Here is a 16,849-nt window from a genome sequence, read left to right as displayed (position 1 = left end):
AGGCGTTCAGCCCTTCTTGGGCCGCGGGGTCGGCGGCGACAGCAGAAGGTTCGTCGTCCCGGACGACAGCGCCAGCGCGGCGCACTCCCTGCTGTCCCGGTAGACACCGTCGGGCTCGGCGGGGTCCAGTACCGCGTCGAGATCGATGTCGCGCACGCGGGTCTCTTCGATGATCTTCTCGGGGTAAGCCATACCACCATCTCCCTGTCGTTGAGCTGTGGATTCGACTCACCTCATCTAGTGACCGAAAGCGACCGATTAATGCGCAAAATCCAGATATGCCCTTAATTTCTTGTTCAACTTCCGGATGGCCGGTAAGCCGCGTCTGCAGAAGTTGAAGACAGAACCTCGTGGCGCTTCCGGTCCTGGGTGCCCGGTCAGTCCGTGCGGCCCGTCACCGCCACGGTCACGCCCAGGCCGATCATGGTCAGGCCGCCCACGCCGCCGACCAGGGAGAGCCGGCGCGGGGAGCGGGCGAACCAGTCGCGGGCGGTGGACGCGGCCAGGCCCCACACGCTGTCGGAGGCGAGCGCGATCGCGTTGAAGACCAGGCCGAGCAGCAGCATCTGCAGGGTGACACGGCCCTGCTCACGGTCGACGAACTGGGGCAGGACGGCCGCGAAGAACACGATCGTCTTCGGGTTGGTCACCCCGACCGCGAAGCCCTCCCAGAACGTGCGCAGCGTGCCGTGGGCGACCCTGCCGTCGGTGAACGCGGCCCGCAGGGACCCGCGTTGACGCCACGCCTTCACGCCCAGGAACACCAGATAGGCGGCGCCCGCCAGCTTCAGTGTCGTGAAGACCAGCACCGAGCGCTCCACCACGGACCCGATCCCGACCGCCACGGCGACCACCAGCACATACGCGCCGAGGGTGTTGCCCGCGACCGTGGTCAGGGCGGCCCGCCGCCCCTGCGCGAGCGCCCGCCCGACCACGAACAGGACGCTGGGGCCCGGTATCACGATCAGCAGGAACGACAGCGCCGCGAAGGCGAGGAGACGGTCGGTGGACATCATGCGGCCATGCAAGCACGCGCCCGGTTCACCCGGCGAGCGCATTTCGCCACCGGCACCGGGGCCTGGACCGGGCTAGCGTGTCGCGCAGTTCTCCTCGCCGTTCAGGAGTCGCCATGAGGCCGAACCGCTCCATCCCCGCCCCGACGGTCATCCCCGTCCTGACCTACCCCGACGTGCGCGCCGCGGTCGCCTGGCTCGCGGCGGCCTTCGGCTTCGTCGAGCGGGTCCGCATCGGCGAGCACCACCGCGCGCAGCTGAAGGTCGGCGACGGCGCGGTGATCATCGGGGACGTCCACCGCGACCGGCGTCCGCCGCGCCCCGGTGAGGTCACCCACTCGGTGACCGTGCGCGTGCAGGACGCCCGCGCCCACTGCGCGCGGGCGCGGGAGCACGGCGCGCGCATCCTGATGGAGCCGACCGACTTCGAGTACGGCGAACGGCAGTACACCGCCGAGGACCTGGCCGGTCACCAGTGGACGTTCTCCGAGACCCTCGCCGACGTCGCCCCGGAGGAGTGGGGCGGCGTGACCGTGTCAGACGGCTGAGGCCGGCTCGTCCTCCAGCGGTGCCGTCCGCCGCCACGGACGCAGCCTCTCCAACTGCCCGGCGAGGTCCAGCAGATCGGCCTCCGTGCCCGGACGGCCCACCAGCTGCACGGCGGTGGGGGCGCCCGAGGGCAGGGTGCCGAAGGGGACCACCATCGCCGGCCAGCCGGTGAGGTTCCAGGGCGGGGTCAGCGGCGAATAGGCGGTGTTCGCGAGGATGTTGCGCAGCCACCCGCGCTCGTGCCACTCGGCGGACCGGGGGGAGCGGCGGGCGAGCGCGGGCGTGAGCAGGACGTCGTACTCGGCGAAGAACGGCTCCAGACGCCGGCGCAGCCGGTCCCGGACGTCGCTCGTGCGCACGGAGCCGACGAAACGGCGTCCGATCGCGGCGTGCACCCGGGTGCGCCGGTTCAGCAGACGAGGGTCGAGCCCCTGGGCGTCGACGGCCGTGCCCGCCGTCCAGTGGGTGAGGGACGTCGTGCTCAGCGAGAGGGGGTACGGCGGGTCGGCGCGGCGCACCTGGTGGCCGGCCTTCATCAGCACGCCGGCCGCCTCGCGGGCCGCGCTCGTGTACGGCCCGGTGATCACGACGCCGGCCAGGGGGCTGCGCAGCGAGACGGCGACCCTGCGCATGCCGGGCGCGTCGGACCGTACCGCCTCGGGGCCGGTGCCGGCGAGGACCGCGAACATCAGGCGCGCGTCCTCGACCGTCGTCGTGAGCGGGCCGTTCTCCGACATGCCGAACCAGTCGCCCTCGCCGATGCCCGCGGGCACCACCCCGTGCCCCGGCTTGAGGGTGACCAGACCGCAGTTGGCGGCCGGGATGCGCAGCGAGCCCATGCCGTCGTTGCCGAGGGCGATCGGCACCATGCCGGCGGCGACCGCGGCCGCGCTGCCGCCCGAGGACCCGCCCGCCGTGCGGCTGAGGTCCCAGGGGTTGCGGGCGGTGCCGTGCACGCCCTCGGTGGTGCCGAAGACGCACAGCTCGGGCACGTTGGTCAGGCCCACGACCACCGCGCCGGCCGCCCGCAGCCGGGCCACCGTCACATGGTCCTCGCCGGCCGGCGTGTCCGGCGTCGCGGCGGAGCCGACCCGGTTGGCCTCACCGCGCACGGCGAGGTTGTCCTTGACCGCCACCGGCACGCCCGCGAGGGGCAGTTCGGAAAGGTCGCCGCGCCCGCCGACCTCGTCGGCCTCGGCCAGTGCCGCCTCGGCGCGCACCACCCGGAACGCCCCCACACGGCCGTCCAGCCGCTCGATCCGGGCGAGGTGCTCGGCGACCACCTCACGGGGCGTGGCCCGCTTCTCGCGTACGGCGGCGGCGATCTCGGCGGCGGTCCGGCCGACCCAGCTGGTCACGGGCGCTCCTCGGGGTCCGGTTCAGGGGATTACTGGTGAGTATGCAGAGCACTCTGCCGCGTGCCGGGCGCCACGTCGAGGGTGGGCGCTCTTCGGGCGCGCTCTTGGACATTCGGGCGGGTCTTCTTGGACTTTTCGGCTGCCGGGTGAGGGGCGCCGTGGACGAGCCGCAGGTCATCCGATCAATGGGTCAACTCACCTGCCGACGGCTGCCATTGACACCCCTCCGACCCCGCCCAATGATCAGACCTCCGATGACTGGGGGGTGTTCAGGGGCGTGCGGGGGGTCTCGATGGGGTTCTGAAGGGGAGAAGGGGAGTGGCATGACGGAGCACAGGAAGAGACGGCTCTGGCCGGTGCGGGTCGCCGCCGCGGCGCTGCTGCTGCTCGCGGCACCCACGCCGGCGCTGGCACAGGGGCGGACCGGGGCGGCATCCGTGCGGATGGGGGAGCAGACGCCGGCGGCCCCGGTGACCGTGCGGGCGTTGGAGCAGACGCCGGCGGCCCCGGTGACCGTGCCGGTGCAGGTGCAGAGCTCGGTCGTCCCGGTCACCGTGCCCGCGCAGGTGCGGACCCCTGTCGTCCCGGTCACCGTGCCGGCGCAGGCGCAGACCCCTGTCGTCCCGGTCACCGTGCCGGTGCAGGTGCAGAGCCCGGTTGTCCCGGTGACCGTGCCCGCGCAGGTGCAGACCCCTGTCGTCCCGGTCACCGTGCCGGCGCTCAGTGACTGGACGCCCGGGAGCGGGCAGTACGTCCTCGGGCGCGGTACCCGGCTCGTGGCCTCCGACGCGGCCGGGCGGCGCGTCGCCGACACCCTCGCCGACGATCTTCGGGCGGCGGGACACGGTACGGTCCCGGTGGTCGGCGGCGCCGCCCGGACCGGCGACATCGTGATCGACGTACAGCCGTCGCGGACCTCCCTCGGTGCCGAGGGCTACACGCTCGACGCGGGCCGCCGGCTGACGGTGACCGGCGCGACCGAGACCGGCGCCTTCTACGGCACCCGCACCCTCCTCCAACTCCTCGCCCAGGGCGACCGGATACCCGCCGGGCACACGGTCGACGTGCCGCGCTACAAGGAGCGGGGCGTCGGCGTCTGCGCCTGCTACATCCACATCACGCTGCCGTGGCTGGAGAACCTCGTCCGCGAGATGGCGTACCACAAGCTCAACCAGCTCCTCGTCGAGCTGAAGGTGAAGAGCGACGCCCACCCCGAGGCGAACACCTGGGGCTACTACACCAAGGACGAGATCCGCCGCCTGGTCACCCTCGGCGACCGTTACCACGTCCAGATCATCCCGGAGATCAACTCGCCGGGCCACATGGACCCCTGGATCGAGAACCGCCCCGACCTGCAACTGACCGACTCCGACGGCGACAAGCAGCCCGCCCGCCTCGACGTCACCCAGCAGGCCGCGTTCGACTACTACACCAGCCTCATGGACGAGTACGCGCAGGTGTTCACCTCGGCGTCCTGGCACATGGGCGCCGACGAGTACATGCTCGGCTCCGACTACTCCAAGTACCCGCAGATGCTGCGGTACGCGCAGGCGAAGTACGGCCCGAACGCCACCCCGCAAGACGCGTACGTCGACTTCGTCAACCGCGTCCAGACCTACGCGGCGGGCAAGGGCAAGCGGCTGCGCATCTGGAACGACGGCCTGACCGGCGCCAACACCGTGCCGGTGGCCGCCGGGACGACCGTCGAGCACTGGCTGAACGTGGCGGTCAGGCCGAGTCAACTCATCGCGCAGGGCTACCAGGTGGAGAACGCCGCCTACGCGCTGTACCTGGTCCGCGGCGGCTTCCACAGCGACACCGGGGGCCTGTACGACCAGGGGTGGGACCCGCGCAGCTTCGAGGGCGAGCAGCTGACGTCCCGCGAGGGCGTCACCGGGGCCAAGATCAGCCTGTGGCCCGACAACGGCCGCGGCGAGACCGAGAACGAGGTCGCCACCGAACTCCGGCCCGCCCTGCGCCACATCGCCCAGGCGACCTGGGGCGACCCGCATCCCGACGCCACCTACGCCGAGTTCGCCGCACGCGGCACGGCCGTGGGCCACGCGCCCGGCTGGCGGGACCTGATCCGGCTGCCGGTGAGCGACGGCGCCTACACCTTCCGTACCGCCGGCCGCTCCCTCGACGCCCGGCTCACGCGCACCGCCGACGGCTACGCCACCCTGCGGACGGCGGACGGCTGCCTGGAGATCAACGGCGGCAGGCTCACCCTCAACGTGCCGCTCCAGCCGGGCGTGGAGGCGAGCGCCGGCACCTGCGACACCGCCGACACCCTGCAGCGCTGGCAGCTGCGGCCGGCCGACGGCGGCTACGAACTCGTCAACGCCATCACGCAGATGGCGCTGACCGTGGGCGACGACGGCGGTCTGCGCCAGTACCCGCCGGACCAACGGCGGCCCGCCGTCTGGCACCTGACCGCTTCCTGACGCGAGGAGCCCTCCATGGCCGTCTCCCGACGCCTCTTCGTCACCGCCGCCACCGCACTCGCCACGACCGGCCTCCCCCTGCCTGCCGCCCACGCCGCACCGCAGGACGACACGCGCTACCGCATCCCCGTCTCCCCGGACGACACCGAGGCCGACCTCGTCCGCAAGGCGTCCCAAGTCCGGCCCACCGCACGGCAGATCGCCTGGCAGAACCTGGAGCGCACCGCGTTCCTGCACTTCGGCGTGAACACCTTCACCGGCCTGGAATGGGGCACCGGCGACGAGGACCCCGACGTCTTCCAGCCGACCGGCCTCGACACCGACCAGTGGGCCAGAGCCCTGCGCGACGGCGGCTTCAGGCTCGCCATCCTCACGGTCAAGCACCACGACGGCTTCGTCCTCTATCCCTCCCGCTACACCAACCACTCAGTATGGTCGAGCAGTTGGCGGGACGGTCACGGCGACGTGCTGCGCTCCTTCGCCGACTCCATGCGCCGCCACGGCATCAAGGTCGGCGTCTACATCTCGCCCGCCGACGAGAACCAGTACCTGCACGGGGTGTACGCCAACGGCAGCGCCCGCACCGCGCGCACCATCCCCACCCTCGTCGACGGCGACGACCGCACACCGACACGGTCGTACAGCCTCCCGGCCACCGACTACGGCGCCCACATGCTCAACCAGCTCCACGAGGTCCTCACCGAGTACGGGCCGGTCGACGAGGTGTGGTTCGACGGCGCCCAGGGGCACATCCCGCCGGACAAGGTGGAGAACTACGACTGGGACAGCTGGTACGCGCTGGTCCGCGCGCTCGCCCCGGACGCGGCGATCGCCGTCACCGGCCCCGACCTGCGCTGGGTCGGCAACGAGGCCGGCACTGCCCGCGAGAACGAGTGGAGCGTCATCCCGGTCAAGGAGAACCAGTACGGGCGCACCGACTGGGCCCTGTCCTACGACACCCCCGACGAGGGCAGCCGCGACGCCCTGGTGACGGCCCGGCCGAAGACGGACTACCTCCAGTGGTGGCCGGCCGAGTGCGACGTCTCCATCCGGGACGGCTGGTTCTACCACCCCGACCAACAGCCCAAGAGCGTCGAGGAGTTGACGGAGACCTACTTCGGGTCCGTGGGCCGCAACTCCGTCCTCCTGCTCAACGTCCCGCCGGACACGGACGGGTTGCTGCCCGCCGCCGACGTGACACGGCTGCGGAAGTTCCGCGAGCGCGTGGAGCGGGAACTGCCCGAGAACCTCGCCGCCGGGGCGCGGACCACCGCGACGCCCGGCCGGGTCACCGTCGACCTCGGCACGCGGCGGGAGGTGGACCGCACCCGGCTGGCCGAGGACATCCGGCACGGCCAGCAGGTGGAGAGCTTCGTCGTCGAGGCATGGCGGGACGGCGCCTGGCGGGAGACCGCACGGGCCGGAACCATCGGCGCGAGCCGGATCCTGCTCCTGGCCACACCGGTGACGGCCCGGCGCTGGCGCCTGCGGACGACGCAGTCCCGAGGCGTCGTGCGCCTGGCGGAGTTCGCCCTGTACCGCTCCCGGACCTGAGGGGCAGACGCAACGGCAGACGGTCACCGGCCAGTCGGCGGCCCGGTGACCGTCGCGCATCGGCAAGGGGCGCGTCGTCACGGGACGCCGGCCCCCGCCCCCTCGCGCGGTGCGGACCGCAGGCGGGCCGCGTCGCGGCCCGGGGGCAGGCCGAAGTGGCGGCGGTACTCGCGGCTGAACTGCGAGGCGCTGTCGTAGCCGACCGCGAAACCGACGGTCGTCACGTCGTCGCCGCTGCTCATCAGCAGCAGCCGGGCCTCCTGGAGGCGGATGCGCTTCTGGTACTGGACCGGCGTCATCGCGGTCAGCGCGCGGAAGTGGCGGTGGAAGGGCGACGGACTCATCCCGCACATCCGGGCCAGGTCCGCCACGCGCAGCGTCTGGGTGTAGTGGTCGCGGATCCAGCGCAGGGCGTGGCCGATCTGGGAGAGACGGCTGTCGGCCACCCCGATCTGCCGTACCAGCGCGCCCTGTTCGCCGTTGACCAGTCGCCACAGGATCTCGCGTTCGATCATCGGGGCGAGGACCGGGACGTCGGCGGGGCGGTCGAGGAGCCGGATCATGCGGACGAACGCGTCGACGAGGTCGGCGGGTGCGTCGCTCACCGCCAGGGCGGGCGAGGGTGCCCTGGCCGGTGCCCCCGCTGCCGTCTCCAGGAGCAGCGAGGCGATCGCGGCCGGCCGCAGGGCCAGCCCGGCGCCCAGCAGCGGACGCTCGGGGCTCGCCTCGGTGACATGGCCGGTGACCGGCAGGTTCAGCGGTACGACCAGGTACTGGCCGGCGCCGTAGTCGTAGACCCGGTCACCCACGACGACCCGCTTGGCGCCCTGCGCGACGACCGCCACCACCGGCTCGGCGATCCCGCCCCGCGGCGGTGTCGGTCGGCACTCGGCGGACATCATCAGACCGTCGACCACGGCGGCGGAGGCCCGGCTCGTGTGCCGGGCGATCAGCGTGCGCAGCTCGTCCAGGGGCGGCGCCGGTGAAGGGGACACCCTCCGATTGAAGGCGGCGGGCGGTCAGGGCGCAAGGTCACTCCGAGAGAAGTCGACAGGATCGTGCACGGCAGCGGCGGGATCGCACTAACAACCGCCCAGCTCGGAGTGGTTGTCTCGAAGTGTCGCTCGTTCACCGCATCACTCACGGAGCATTTCATGGCACTCGACTCGTACGTCGGCCTCGGCCGGTCCGGACTCAAGGTCAGCCCCTTCTGCCTCGGCGCGATGAACTTCGGCGAGGACGGCGGTTTCGGCAGCGGCGTCGAGGAGTCCGAGAAGATCCTCGCGGCCTACCTCGACCGCGGCGGGAACTTCGTCGACACCGCGAACCTCTACACCAACGGCCATTCGGAGGCGATCATCGGCGACTTCCTCGCCGCCCGCCCGGGCCTGCGCGACCGGCTGGTGCTGGCCACCAAGTTCTACGGCAACCTCCACCCCGGCGACCCCAACGGCGGCGGCGCGAGCCGCAAGGCGATCCTCAACCAGCTGCACGACTCGCTACGACGGCTGCGCACCGACCACGTCGACCTGTACTGGCTGCACAACCACGACTGGTCCACGCCGGTCGAGGAGACCCTGCGCACCCTGGACGACCTCGTCACCGCGGGCAAGGTCCGCTACGTCGGCTTCTCCGACACCCCCGCCTGGTTCACCGCCAAGGCCCACACGACCGCCCTGCTGCGCGGCTGGACGCCGGTCGTCGCGCTGCAGATGGAGTACTCCCTGCTGGAGCGCACCATCGAGGGCGAGCTGATTCCGCTGGCCCAGGACGCGGGCATGGGGGTGCTGCCGTGGAGTCCGCTGAAGAACGGCTTCCTGTCCGGCAAGTACCGCAAGAACCGCGCCGTGCCCGAGGACACCCGGCGCGCGGCCGCCGTCGGCATGCCCACCGACGACCAGTTCACGGTGATCGAGGCGCTGGCCGCCGTCGCCGAGGAGATCGGGGCGAGCCCCGCCGCGGTCGCGCTGGCCTGGGTGCGGGGCCGTCCGGGCGTCAGCTCCACCCTCATCGGCCCGCGCACCCTGGCCCACTTCGAGGCCAACCTCGCCGGGCTCGACGTCCGCCTCACCCCGGAGCAGACCGCGGCCCTCGACGAGGTCTCGGCGCCCACGCTCAACTTCCCCTACGAGCTCAACCGGCGGGTCGGCCCGATGCTCAAGTACGCGGGCGCGACCGTCGACGGCGTGCCGAGCACCGTGTACCCGCCGCTGCTGCAGAGCACGACACGCTACTGAGCGCGCCCCGGACGACCGGAACCCCGGCTGCCCGGTCAGGCGCCCCGCGCCGTCCCCGTGCTGTCCCGCACGATCACCCGGGGCACCGGCACCCGCACCGTCCGCGCCGGCCCCCCGTCCAGCAGCGCCGTCAGCTCCCGGGCCGCCGTCCGCCCGAACTCCACGCTGTCCCGGGACAGGGCGGACAGCCACGGCTTGACCATGCGGCACAGCGCCGAGTCCTCCCACGCCACCACCGAGACGTCGGCCGGTACGGAGAAGCCGAGTTCGCCGGCCGCGGCGACTCCGGCGACGGCCATCACGTCGTTGTCGTAGATCAGCGCCGTCGGGGGAGTGGCGCCCTCCAGGACCCGGCGGGTGACGGCCGCGCCCTCGGCGTCGGAGTAGTCGGTGGTGACCGACTCGACCTGGGTCAGCCCGCGCCGGCCGGCCTCGGCGCGCAGGGTGCGGATACGGCGCTCGGTGTGGGCGAGCCCGGGCAGGCCCGCGATGTGCACGATCCGGCGGTGGCCCAGCGCGGTCAGCTCGTCGACGACCGAGGCCATCGCGCCCGCGTCGTCCGCCCACACCGTCGACAGACCGGGGTGGCGCTCGTCGGGCGCGCCGCCGATCACCACGGCGGGCAGGCCCAGTTCGTCGAGCAGGTCGGGGCGCGGGTCGGCGGTGCGCGGGTCGACGACGAGGACTCCGTCCACCCGGTGCTCGGCCCACCACCGCCGGTAGACCGCGCACTCGTCGTCGACGTCCTCCACCACCTGGAACAGCAGCCCGAGATGACGCTCCGCCAGCACCTCCTGGATGCCCGAGACGAGTTGCAGGAAAAACGAGTCCACGCCGAGCGTGTCGGCGGGCCGGGCCAGCACGAAGCCCACCGTCGCCGCGCCCTCGCCGGACAACTGGCGCGCCGCCGCGCTCGGCCGCCAGCCCAGCTGTTCGGCGACCCGGCGCACCCGGTCGCGGGTCACGTCGGACACTCCGGGCCGGCCGTTGAGCGCGAAGGAGACGGCGCTCTGCGAGACCCCGGCGTGCCGGGCGATGTCCTTCATCGTCGGCCGACGTGCGGGCGACCGCTTGCCTGACACGGTGACTCCCCCATTCCTGCGACCATCACGCCCTCCGCGACGGATTGTCGATCAGTATGCACTAATGCGGTTCAGCTGGAAGAAGTCGCCGAGCACCTAATGCGCATTAGCAACTAAATAAATTAGCTGCGCCGACGCCATTGACGGGCCGGTGAAACGGCGTGCAGGGTCTCGGTCGTTGGCCAATCCCGCCGCATCAACTCCGCTGCACAAGGAGGCCTTTCACCGTGCCCATGTCCCGCCGAGCCCTGGCCGCCGCCGTCGTCTGTCTCGCCCTGCCGCTCAGTGCCTGCGGCTCCGGCGGAGACGACGGCGGATCGAGCGACGCCTCCGGAAAAGTCGAGGGCGACATCACCTTCCAGACCTGGAACCTGCGCGCCAACTTCAAGTCCTACTTCGAGGGCGTGATCGCCGAGTTCGAGAAGAAGTACCCCGGCACCCATGTGAAGTGGGTCGACCAGCCCGCCGAGGGCTACGCCGACAAGATCAGCGCCGACGCGGCCGGCGGCACCCTGCCCGACGTCGTCAACGTCTCCCCGGACCTGGTCGCCCCGCTCGCCAAGGCGGGCCTCGCCCTCGACCTGGACAAGGCGGCGGCGACGTACAAGAAGGAGTACCTGCCGGGCGCCTGGGCCAGCCATCAGATACCGGGCATGACGGGCACGTACGCCTTCCCCTGGTACCTCAACACCGGGCCGCTGTTCTACAACAAGTCCCTGTTCGAGAAGGCCGGGCTCGACCCCGACAACCCGCCGAAGACGTACGACGAACTCTTCGCCGACGCCCTGACCATGGCCGACAAGAGCCACGGCAAGGTCGCCACCCTCGCCAACGTCCCCACCATCGAGGACTTCGGCCGCTACGGCGTCGAGCTGATGAACAAGCAGGGCACCGCCTTCGCCTTCAACGACAGCAAGGGCGTCGAACTGCTCACCAAGTACAAGGAGTTGTACGACGCCAAGGCCCTCGACCCGCAGGCGCTGACCGCCACGCCGGAGTCGTCCGGCAAGAAGTTCCTCACCGGGGCCGTCGCCATGAACCCCGGCAGCGCCCTCGACCTCGACAACTTCAAGAAGCAGGCGCCGAACCTGTACAAGAACATCGGCATCACCGACCAGATCACCAGCACCGGCCACGTCAACATGTACGTGATGGGCGTGATGGTCAACTCCAAGACCAAGCACACCCCGGCCGCCGTGGCGTTCGCGCACTTCGTCACCGACGCCGCGCACCAGATGTCGTTCGCGAAGAAGGTCGCCATCTTCCCGAGCACCGCCGGCTCGCTCGACGACCCGTACTTCACCAAGGAGGACGGGACCGACGAGACCCGGGTGCGGATCGCCGCCGCCAAGTCCCTGAAGACCGCGGTCAACTACACGCCCGTGCTGTTCAGCGACCAGATGAAGACGGCGCTGCGCAACGAGGTGGCCAAGGCCCTGCAGGGCAAGGAGAGCCCCAAGGCGGCTCTCGACAACGCTGTCAAGGCCTGCGACACCCTGTTGCAGCAGCAGGGATAGCGTCCGATGGCCACCTCCACCGTCACCCGGGTACGGCGGCAACTGCCGACCAGTCCCTGGCTGTTCGCCGCCCCCGGGCTGCTGATCACCGGCGTGTTCATCCTGTACCCCTTCATCTCCACGCTGGTCAACGCGTTCACCGACCGCCGCACCCTGGTCCCGGGCAGGTTCGTGGGGCTCGCCAACTTCCGCGAGCTGCTGCACGACGACATGTTCTGGACCGGCCTGCGCAACAGCACGCTGTACGTGCTGGGCGTCGTCCCCGCCCTCGTCGTCCTGCCCTTGCTGCTCGCCCTGCTGGTGCAGAAGAACATCCCCGGCATCGCCTTCTTCCGGTCCGCCTTCTACACCCCGGTGGTCGCCTCGATCGTCGTGGTCGGCCTGATCTGGGTGTGGCTGCTGGACGAACGCGGCCTGGTCAACTCGCTTCTGGAGACCGTCGGCGTCCGCCGCGTCGGTTTCCTCAGCGACCAGTGGCTGCTGCTGTTCAGCGCCATGGCCGTGACCGTCTGGAAGGGCCTCGGCTACTACATGATCATTTATCTGGCGGCCCTGGCCAACGTACCGCGCGAACTGCACGAGGCCGCCGCCGTCGACGGCGCGGGCGCGGTGCGCCGCTTCCTGACGGTCACCGTGCCCGCCGTGCGCTCCACCATGGTCCTGGTCGGCGCGCTCTCCTCGGTCGCCGCCTTCAAGGTGTTCTCCGAGGTGTACCTGATGGCCGGCCCCAGCGGCGGACCGGCCGGCGAGGACACCACTCTCGTCATGCTCGTCCAGCGCACCGGAACCGGCCTGACCGGCCGCGTCGGCTACGCCTCCGCCCTGTCCGTCGTCGTCTTCGTGGTCACCGTCGCCCTGATGCTGCTGGTACTGCGCGCGGACCGGAGGGACGGGTCATGAGCGTGCTGGACAAGGTACGACCCGTTTCCCGGCCGCAGGCCCCCCGCGAGCCCCGTGTCACCGACGAGCACGGCCGCCGCATCCGGGTGTGGGAACTGGTCGTGCGCTACGTCCTGTTGCTGGCCGTCCTCGCGCTGACCGTCGGCCCCTTCCTGTGGCAGCTGTCGACCTCCCTCAAGGGCCCGACGGAGGACATCTTCAGCTCCCCGCCCACGTTCCTGCCCGAGCACCCCACCCTGCACAACTACGAACGGGTCGCCGACACCATCCCCGTGTGGGACTACGCCCTCAACTCCCTGAAGGTCGCCTCGGCCAACGTCGTCACCAACTGCGTCGGCTCGGCCCTCGCCGGCTACGCCCTGGCCCGGCTGCGCTACCGGGGCCGCCGGGTCGCCACGCTCGTCTTCATCCTGGCCATGCTCGTACCCGTCGAGGGCATCATCATCGCCCAGTTCACGACCATGCGGGAACTGGGCCTGAACAACACCCTGATCGGGGTGGTCCTGCCCGGCTGCGTCGGCGCCATGAACGTGCTGCTGATGCGCAACGCCTTCCTCAACCTGCCCTACGAGATCGAGGAGGCGGCCTACGTCGACGGCGCCAACGTCTGGCAGCGGTTCCTGCGCATCGCGCTGCCGTCGGTGCGGGGCACCGTCGCCGTCGTCGCCATCTTCGCCTTCATGGGCGCCTGGGACGACTTCCTGTGGCCGCTGATCGTGCTCAGCGACCCGTCGAAGTTCACCCTCACCATCGGCCTCAACTACCTGCACGGCACCTTCGCCAACGACGAACGCCTCGTCGCCGCGGGCACGGTCATCGCCGTCGCCCCGCTGATCGCCCTCTTCGCCTGTCTGCAGCGGTACTTCTTCCGCGGGGTCGGCGAGGGCGCGGTGAAGGGCTGAACCCCTGAGCCCAAGGAACGACACATGCCTTCTGCCGTGCGCTTCGGCGTCAACTACACCCCCAGCGAAGGGTGGTTCCACCACTGGCTCGACTTCGACCTCGACTCCGTACGCGCCGACCTCGACTCCATCGCCGCGCTGGGCCTCGACCACGTCCGCGTCTTCCCGCTGTGGCCCTACTTCCAGCCCAACCGCACCCTGATCCGGCCCCGGGCGGTCGAACAGCTCGTGGCGCTGGTCGACGCGGCGGCCGAACGCGGCCTCGACGTCAGCGTGGACGGCCTGCAAGGGCACCTGAGCAGCTTCGACTTCCTGCCCGCGTGGACCCGCACCTGGCATCGCCGCAACCTCTTCACCGACCCCGAGGTCCTCGACGGCCAGGCCGCCTACCTGCGCGCCCTCGCCGCCGCCCTCGCCGACCGGCCGGGCTTCCTCGGCATGACCCTCGGCAACGAGGTCAACCAGTTCTCGGCGGGCCCGCACCCCGACCCCGACCGCGCCGGCGAGGCCGAGATCGACGCCTGGCTGGAGCGCATGCTCGCCGCCTGCGAGGCCGGCGCCCCCGGCAGGACGCACCTGCACGCCGAGTACGACGCCACCTGGTACCAGGACGACATGCCCTTCACCCCGGCCCAGGCGGCCCGCCGCGGAGCCCTGACGGCCGTGCACTCCTGGGTCTTCAACGGCACCGCCCAGCGGCACGGCCGCACCGGCGTCCCCACCGAGCACCACGCCGCCTACCTCGTCGAACTCGCCAAGGCATGGGCCGACGCCCCCCACCGCCCCGTCTGGCTCCAGGAGGTCGGCGCCCCCGCGCCGCTGATCCCGCCGGAGCACGCCGCCGCCTTCACCGAGGCGACCGTCGCCAACGCCCTGGACTGCCCCGACCTGTGGGGCATCACCTGGTGGTGCTCCCACGACGTCTCCCGCGACCTCGCCGACTTCCCCGAACTCGAATACGGCCTCGGCCTGTTGACCAACGACCGCAAACCGAAGGACACCGCCCGGGTGCTCGAACGGGCCGCCCGCGGACACACCCCGGCGCCCGCACCCCGCACCACCGCCCTGGTCGTCCCCGCCGACCCCGCCCACCGCTCCCGCTGCGCGCCCGGCGGCCCGGTCTTCGACGCCTTCTTCCGGCTCACCGCCGACGGCGCCCGCCCCACGACCGTCCTGGACACCCGCGCGGACGACGCCGGCCACCTCGCCGCACGCGGCATCACCGAGGTCGTCACTCCCGAACAGGTACTCCCCACCCCACCAGGAGGCACCAGCTCGTGAACCCCACCAGACGCACCGTCCTGCTCGCCGGCGCGGCCGCGGCCCTGCTGCCGTCGCTGCCCGCCGTCGCCGCCCCGAAGGCCGACACCGGCGCCACCCCGCCGTACGCCTCCTACTGGTACCCCGACTCGCTGCCCTCCGGCACCCCCGGTGCCGGCATCACCTGGCGCAGCCTGAAGAGCTGGACGCCGGAAGGCGACGGTGACCTCGCCTTCAACGCGGCCTCGGTGCCGCTCGCGCCCCGCTTCACCCCGACCCCCGCGAACACGACCGCCCGCACCGGGCAGGCCCGCATCCAGGCACTGGTCTCCTTCGGACCGACCTCCGCCAACCCCGCGCAGGGCTCGGCCACCGCCGACTACTACGCCCTCACCCACTGGGCCTACCTCGACGAACTCGTCTTCTGGGGCGGCTCGTCCGGCGAGGGCCTCATCCTCGCCCCGAACGCGCCCGTCGTCGACGCCGCCCACCGCCACGGCGTCCCCGTCCTCGGCAACATCTTCCTGCCGCCCACCGCCTACGGCGGCCAGTTGCAGTGGACCCGCGACCTGGTGCAGAAGGACGCCGCCGGGCACTACCCGCTCGCCGCCCAACTGGTCGCGGTGGCCGCCGCGTACGGCTTCGACGGCTGGTTCGTCAACGCGGAGACCGGCGGCGGCAACGCGGCCCTGGGCGCCGACATGCTCGGCTTCGTCACCGAGCTCAGGACGCTCGCCGCCGCACGAGGACAGCGTGTGACCTGGTACGACGCGATGACCGTAAACGGCACGGTGAGCTGGCAGGGAGCCCTGGACAGCCAGAACCAGGCGTTCTTCCAGGCCGCCGACGACATGTTCGTCGACTTCCGCTGGAGCGCGGGCTCGCTGGTCTCCTCCGGCACCAAGGCCGGTCAACTCGGGCGCAGCCGCTACGAGTTGTGGGCGGGCGTCGACGTGGAGTCCAACGGCTCGGACACGGCCGTGAACTGGGACGCGATCGTGCCCACCACCAAGGCGCACATCGCCTCCATCGGCCTCTACCGGCCCGAGTGGACCCGCAACCACCTCCCCGCCTCCCGCACCCCGGGCGACTTCCACGCCGCGGACGACCGGTTCTGGACCGGCCGTTCGCTGGACCCGTCCCGGCCCGACGCCGCCGACCCCTGGCGGGCGCCCGCCGTGTCGGTCGCGGACCGGTCGACGGTGACCGGGCTGCCGTTCGCGAGCAGCTTCAACACCGGGCACGGGCTGCGCTGGTACGAGGACGGGGCCGTCACGTCGGACACGCCGTGGAACCACCTCGGGCTCCAGGACCGGCTGCCCTCGCGCCGGTGGGTGGTGCGCACCGAGGGCCAACGGCCGTCCGTCTCCTTCGACTTCGCGGACGCCTGGCGCGGCGGCAGCAGCGTGCTCGTCGACGGCGCGCTGGACGAGCCGGTGACGGTGGACCTGTACGCGACGCGGCTGCCGGTCGGTGCCGGCACGGTCGTCGAGCTGACGCACCGAACGGACGCCGGGGCCGTGACGGTCGAGCTCGCCGTCGCCCTCGGCGAGCCGGGCGCGCCAGGGGCGGCGCCGCCGTACACGTATCTGCCGGTGGACGTGGCCGGCACCTGGCGGACCGTGACGGTGCCGCTCGCCGGCCTGTCCGGGACGGTCCACGCGGTCGGCGTACGGCTCACCGCGACCGGCGGCCCGGTGCGGTGGCGGCTCGGCGCGTTCGCCGTCCGGGACGCCGTCACCACCCCCGCCGCCCCCGCCGGCCTGCGCGTCACCGCGGCCACCGGCGGCGACCTGCGCCTCGCCTGGGACCCCGCCCCCGGCGACGTACGCCACTACACGCTGCACCGGCTCCTGCCCGACGGCACCCGGCGCTTCCTCGGCGCCACCTGCCAGCAGGCCTACTTCCTCGCCGGTCTCCAACCCGAACAGGGCGAGCAGGCCGCGCGGTTGGAACTGCGTGCCGTGGGGGAGCTGTACACCTCGTCGGCCCCCGTCACCGTGACCCACCCCTGGTAACAGTCTCTCCGCAGC

General features: G+C 71.8%; 14 protein-coding genes. 9 read left to right on the top strand and 5 right to left on the bottom strand.

Annotation, left to right across the window (positions count from 1 at the left end):
- Positions 1–6 precede the first annotated feature (6 nt).
- Positions 7–192 (bottom strand): hypothetical protein, encoded by a 186-nt coding sequence (locus ACYF6T_RS02390; protein WP_461692963.1) that lies wholly within the window; start codon positions 190–192, stop codon positions 7–9.
- Between the two features lie 185 nt (positions 193–377).
- On the bottom strand, positions 378–1,016 hold the full coding sequence (locus tag ACYF6T_RS02385) for a LysE family translocator (protein WP_461692961.1): 639 nt from the start codon (positions 1,014–1,016) through the stop codon (positions 378–380).
- A 113-nt stretch (positions 1,017–1,129) separates the two neighbouring features.
- Between ACYF6T_RS02385 and ACYF6T_RS02380 the strand changes: the two genes are divergently transcribed.
- The gene (locus ACYF6T_RS02380; RefSeq protein ID WP_461692960.1) at positions 1,130–1,561 is read left to right on the top strand and encodes a VOC family protein; all 432 of its coding nucleotides are present in this window, start codon (positions 1,130–1,132) and stop codon (positions 1,559–1,561) included.
- Here ACYF6T_RS02380 and ACYF6T_RS02375 read toward each other — a convergent pair.
- On the bottom strand, positions 1,550–2,920 hold the full coding sequence (locus tag ACYF6T_RS02375; protein WP_461692958.1) for an amidase: 1,371 nt from the start codon (positions 2,918–2,920) through the stop codon (positions 1,550–1,552). The genes ACYF6T_RS02380 and ACYF6T_RS02375 overlap by 12 nt on opposite strands.
- Positions 2,921–3,243: 323 nt before the next feature.
- Between ACYF6T_RS02375 and ACYF6T_RS02370 the strand changes: the two genes are divergently transcribed.
- Both ACYF6T_RS02370 and ACYF6T_RS02365 read left to right on the top strand, forming a co-directional pair.
- Positions 3,244–5,364: a family 20 glycosylhydrolase gene (locus ACYF6T_RS02370; protein WP_461692956.1), complete on the top strand. Its 2,121-nt coding sequence runs from the start codon at positions 3,244–3,246 to the stop codon at positions 5,362–5,364.
- Positions 5,365–5,379: 15 nt separating this feature from the next.
- Positions 5,380–6,918 (top strand): alpha-L-fucosidase, encoded by a 1,539-nt coding sequence (locus ACYF6T_RS02365; protein WP_461692955.1) that lies wholly within the window; start codon positions 5,380–5,382, stop codon positions 6,916–6,918.
- 77 nt (positions 6,919–6,995) lie between these two features.
- Here the strand turns inward: ACYF6T_RS02365 and ACYF6T_RS02360 are convergent, their stop codons facing one another.
- Entirely contained in the window at positions 6,996–7,913 is a 918-nt protein-coding gene (locus ACYF6T_RS02360) for an AraC family transcriptional regulator (RefSeq protein WP_461692953.1), read from the bottom strand.
- Between the two features lie 159 nt (positions 7,914–8,072).
- On the opposite strand from ACYF6T_RS02360, the gene ACYF6T_RS02355 reads away from it, so the two are divergent.
- The gene (locus ACYF6T_RS02355) at positions 8,073–9,155 is read left to right on the top strand and encodes an aldo/keto reductase (RefSeq protein WP_461692951.1); all 1,083 of its coding nucleotides are present in this window, start codon (positions 8,073–8,075) and stop codon (positions 9,153–9,155) included.
- A gap of 35 nt (positions 9,156–9,190) precedes the next feature.
- Here ACYF6T_RS02355 and ACYF6T_RS02350 read toward each other — a convergent pair whose 3' ends face one another.
- The gene (locus ACYF6T_RS02350; RefSeq protein ID WP_461693236.1) at positions 9,191–10,201 is read right to left on the bottom strand and encodes a LacI family DNA-binding transcriptional regulator; all 1,011 of its coding nucleotides are present in this window, start codon (positions 10,199–10,201) and stop codon (positions 9,191–9,193) included.
- Positions 10,202–10,464: 263 nt separating this feature from the next.
- On the opposite strand from ACYF6T_RS02350, the gene ACYF6T_RS02345 reads away from it, so the two are divergent.
- Genes ACYF6T_RS02345 through ACYF6T_RS02325 form a run of 5 tightly spaced genes read left to right on the top strand, consistent with a single transcriptional unit; the run spans position 10,465 to position 16,834 of the window.
- Complete coding sequence (locus tag ACYF6T_RS02345; RefSeq protein ID WP_461692950.1) at positions 10,465–11,754, top strand: ABC transporter substrate-binding protein; 1,290 nt, start codon at positions 10,465–10,467, stop codon at positions 11,752–11,754.
- A 6-nt stretch (positions 11,755–11,760) separates the two neighbouring features.
- Positions 11,761–12,654 (top strand): carbohydrate ABC transporter permease, encoded by an 894-nt coding sequence (locus ACYF6T_RS02340; protein WP_461692948.1) that lies wholly within the window; start codon positions 11,761–11,763, stop codon positions 12,652–12,654.
- Positions 12,651–13,556 carry a carbohydrate ABC transporter permease gene (locus tag ACYF6T_RS02335; protein WP_461692947.1) on the top strand — a complete coding sequence of 302 codons (906 nt, stop codon included), beginning with the start codon at positions 12,651–12,653 and terminating at the stop codon, positions 13,554–13,556. Before ACYF6T_RS02340 ends, ACYF6T_RS02335 begins: the two co-directional genes overlap by 4 nt.
- A 24-nt stretch (positions 13,557–13,580) precedes the next feature.
- Positions 13,581–14,837, top strand: a complete 1,257-nt coding sequence (locus tag ACYF6T_RS02330; RefSeq protein WP_461692946.1) for a glycoside hydrolase 5 family protein — start codon at positions 13,581–13,583, stop codon at positions 14,835–14,837.
- Positions 14,834–16,834, top strand: a complete 2,001-nt coding sequence (locus tag ACYF6T_RS02325; RefSeq protein WP_461692945.1) for an endo-beta-N-acetylglucosaminidase — start codon at positions 14,834–14,836, stop codon at positions 16,832–16,834. Before ACYF6T_RS02330 ends, ACYF6T_RS02325 begins: the two co-directional genes overlap by 4 nt.
- Positions 16,835–16,849: the final 15 nt, after the last annotated feature.

This window comes from Streptomyces sp. 7R007 (assembly GCF_054850255.1).
This window is presented reverse-complemented; position numbering and strand designations above follow the sequence as displayed.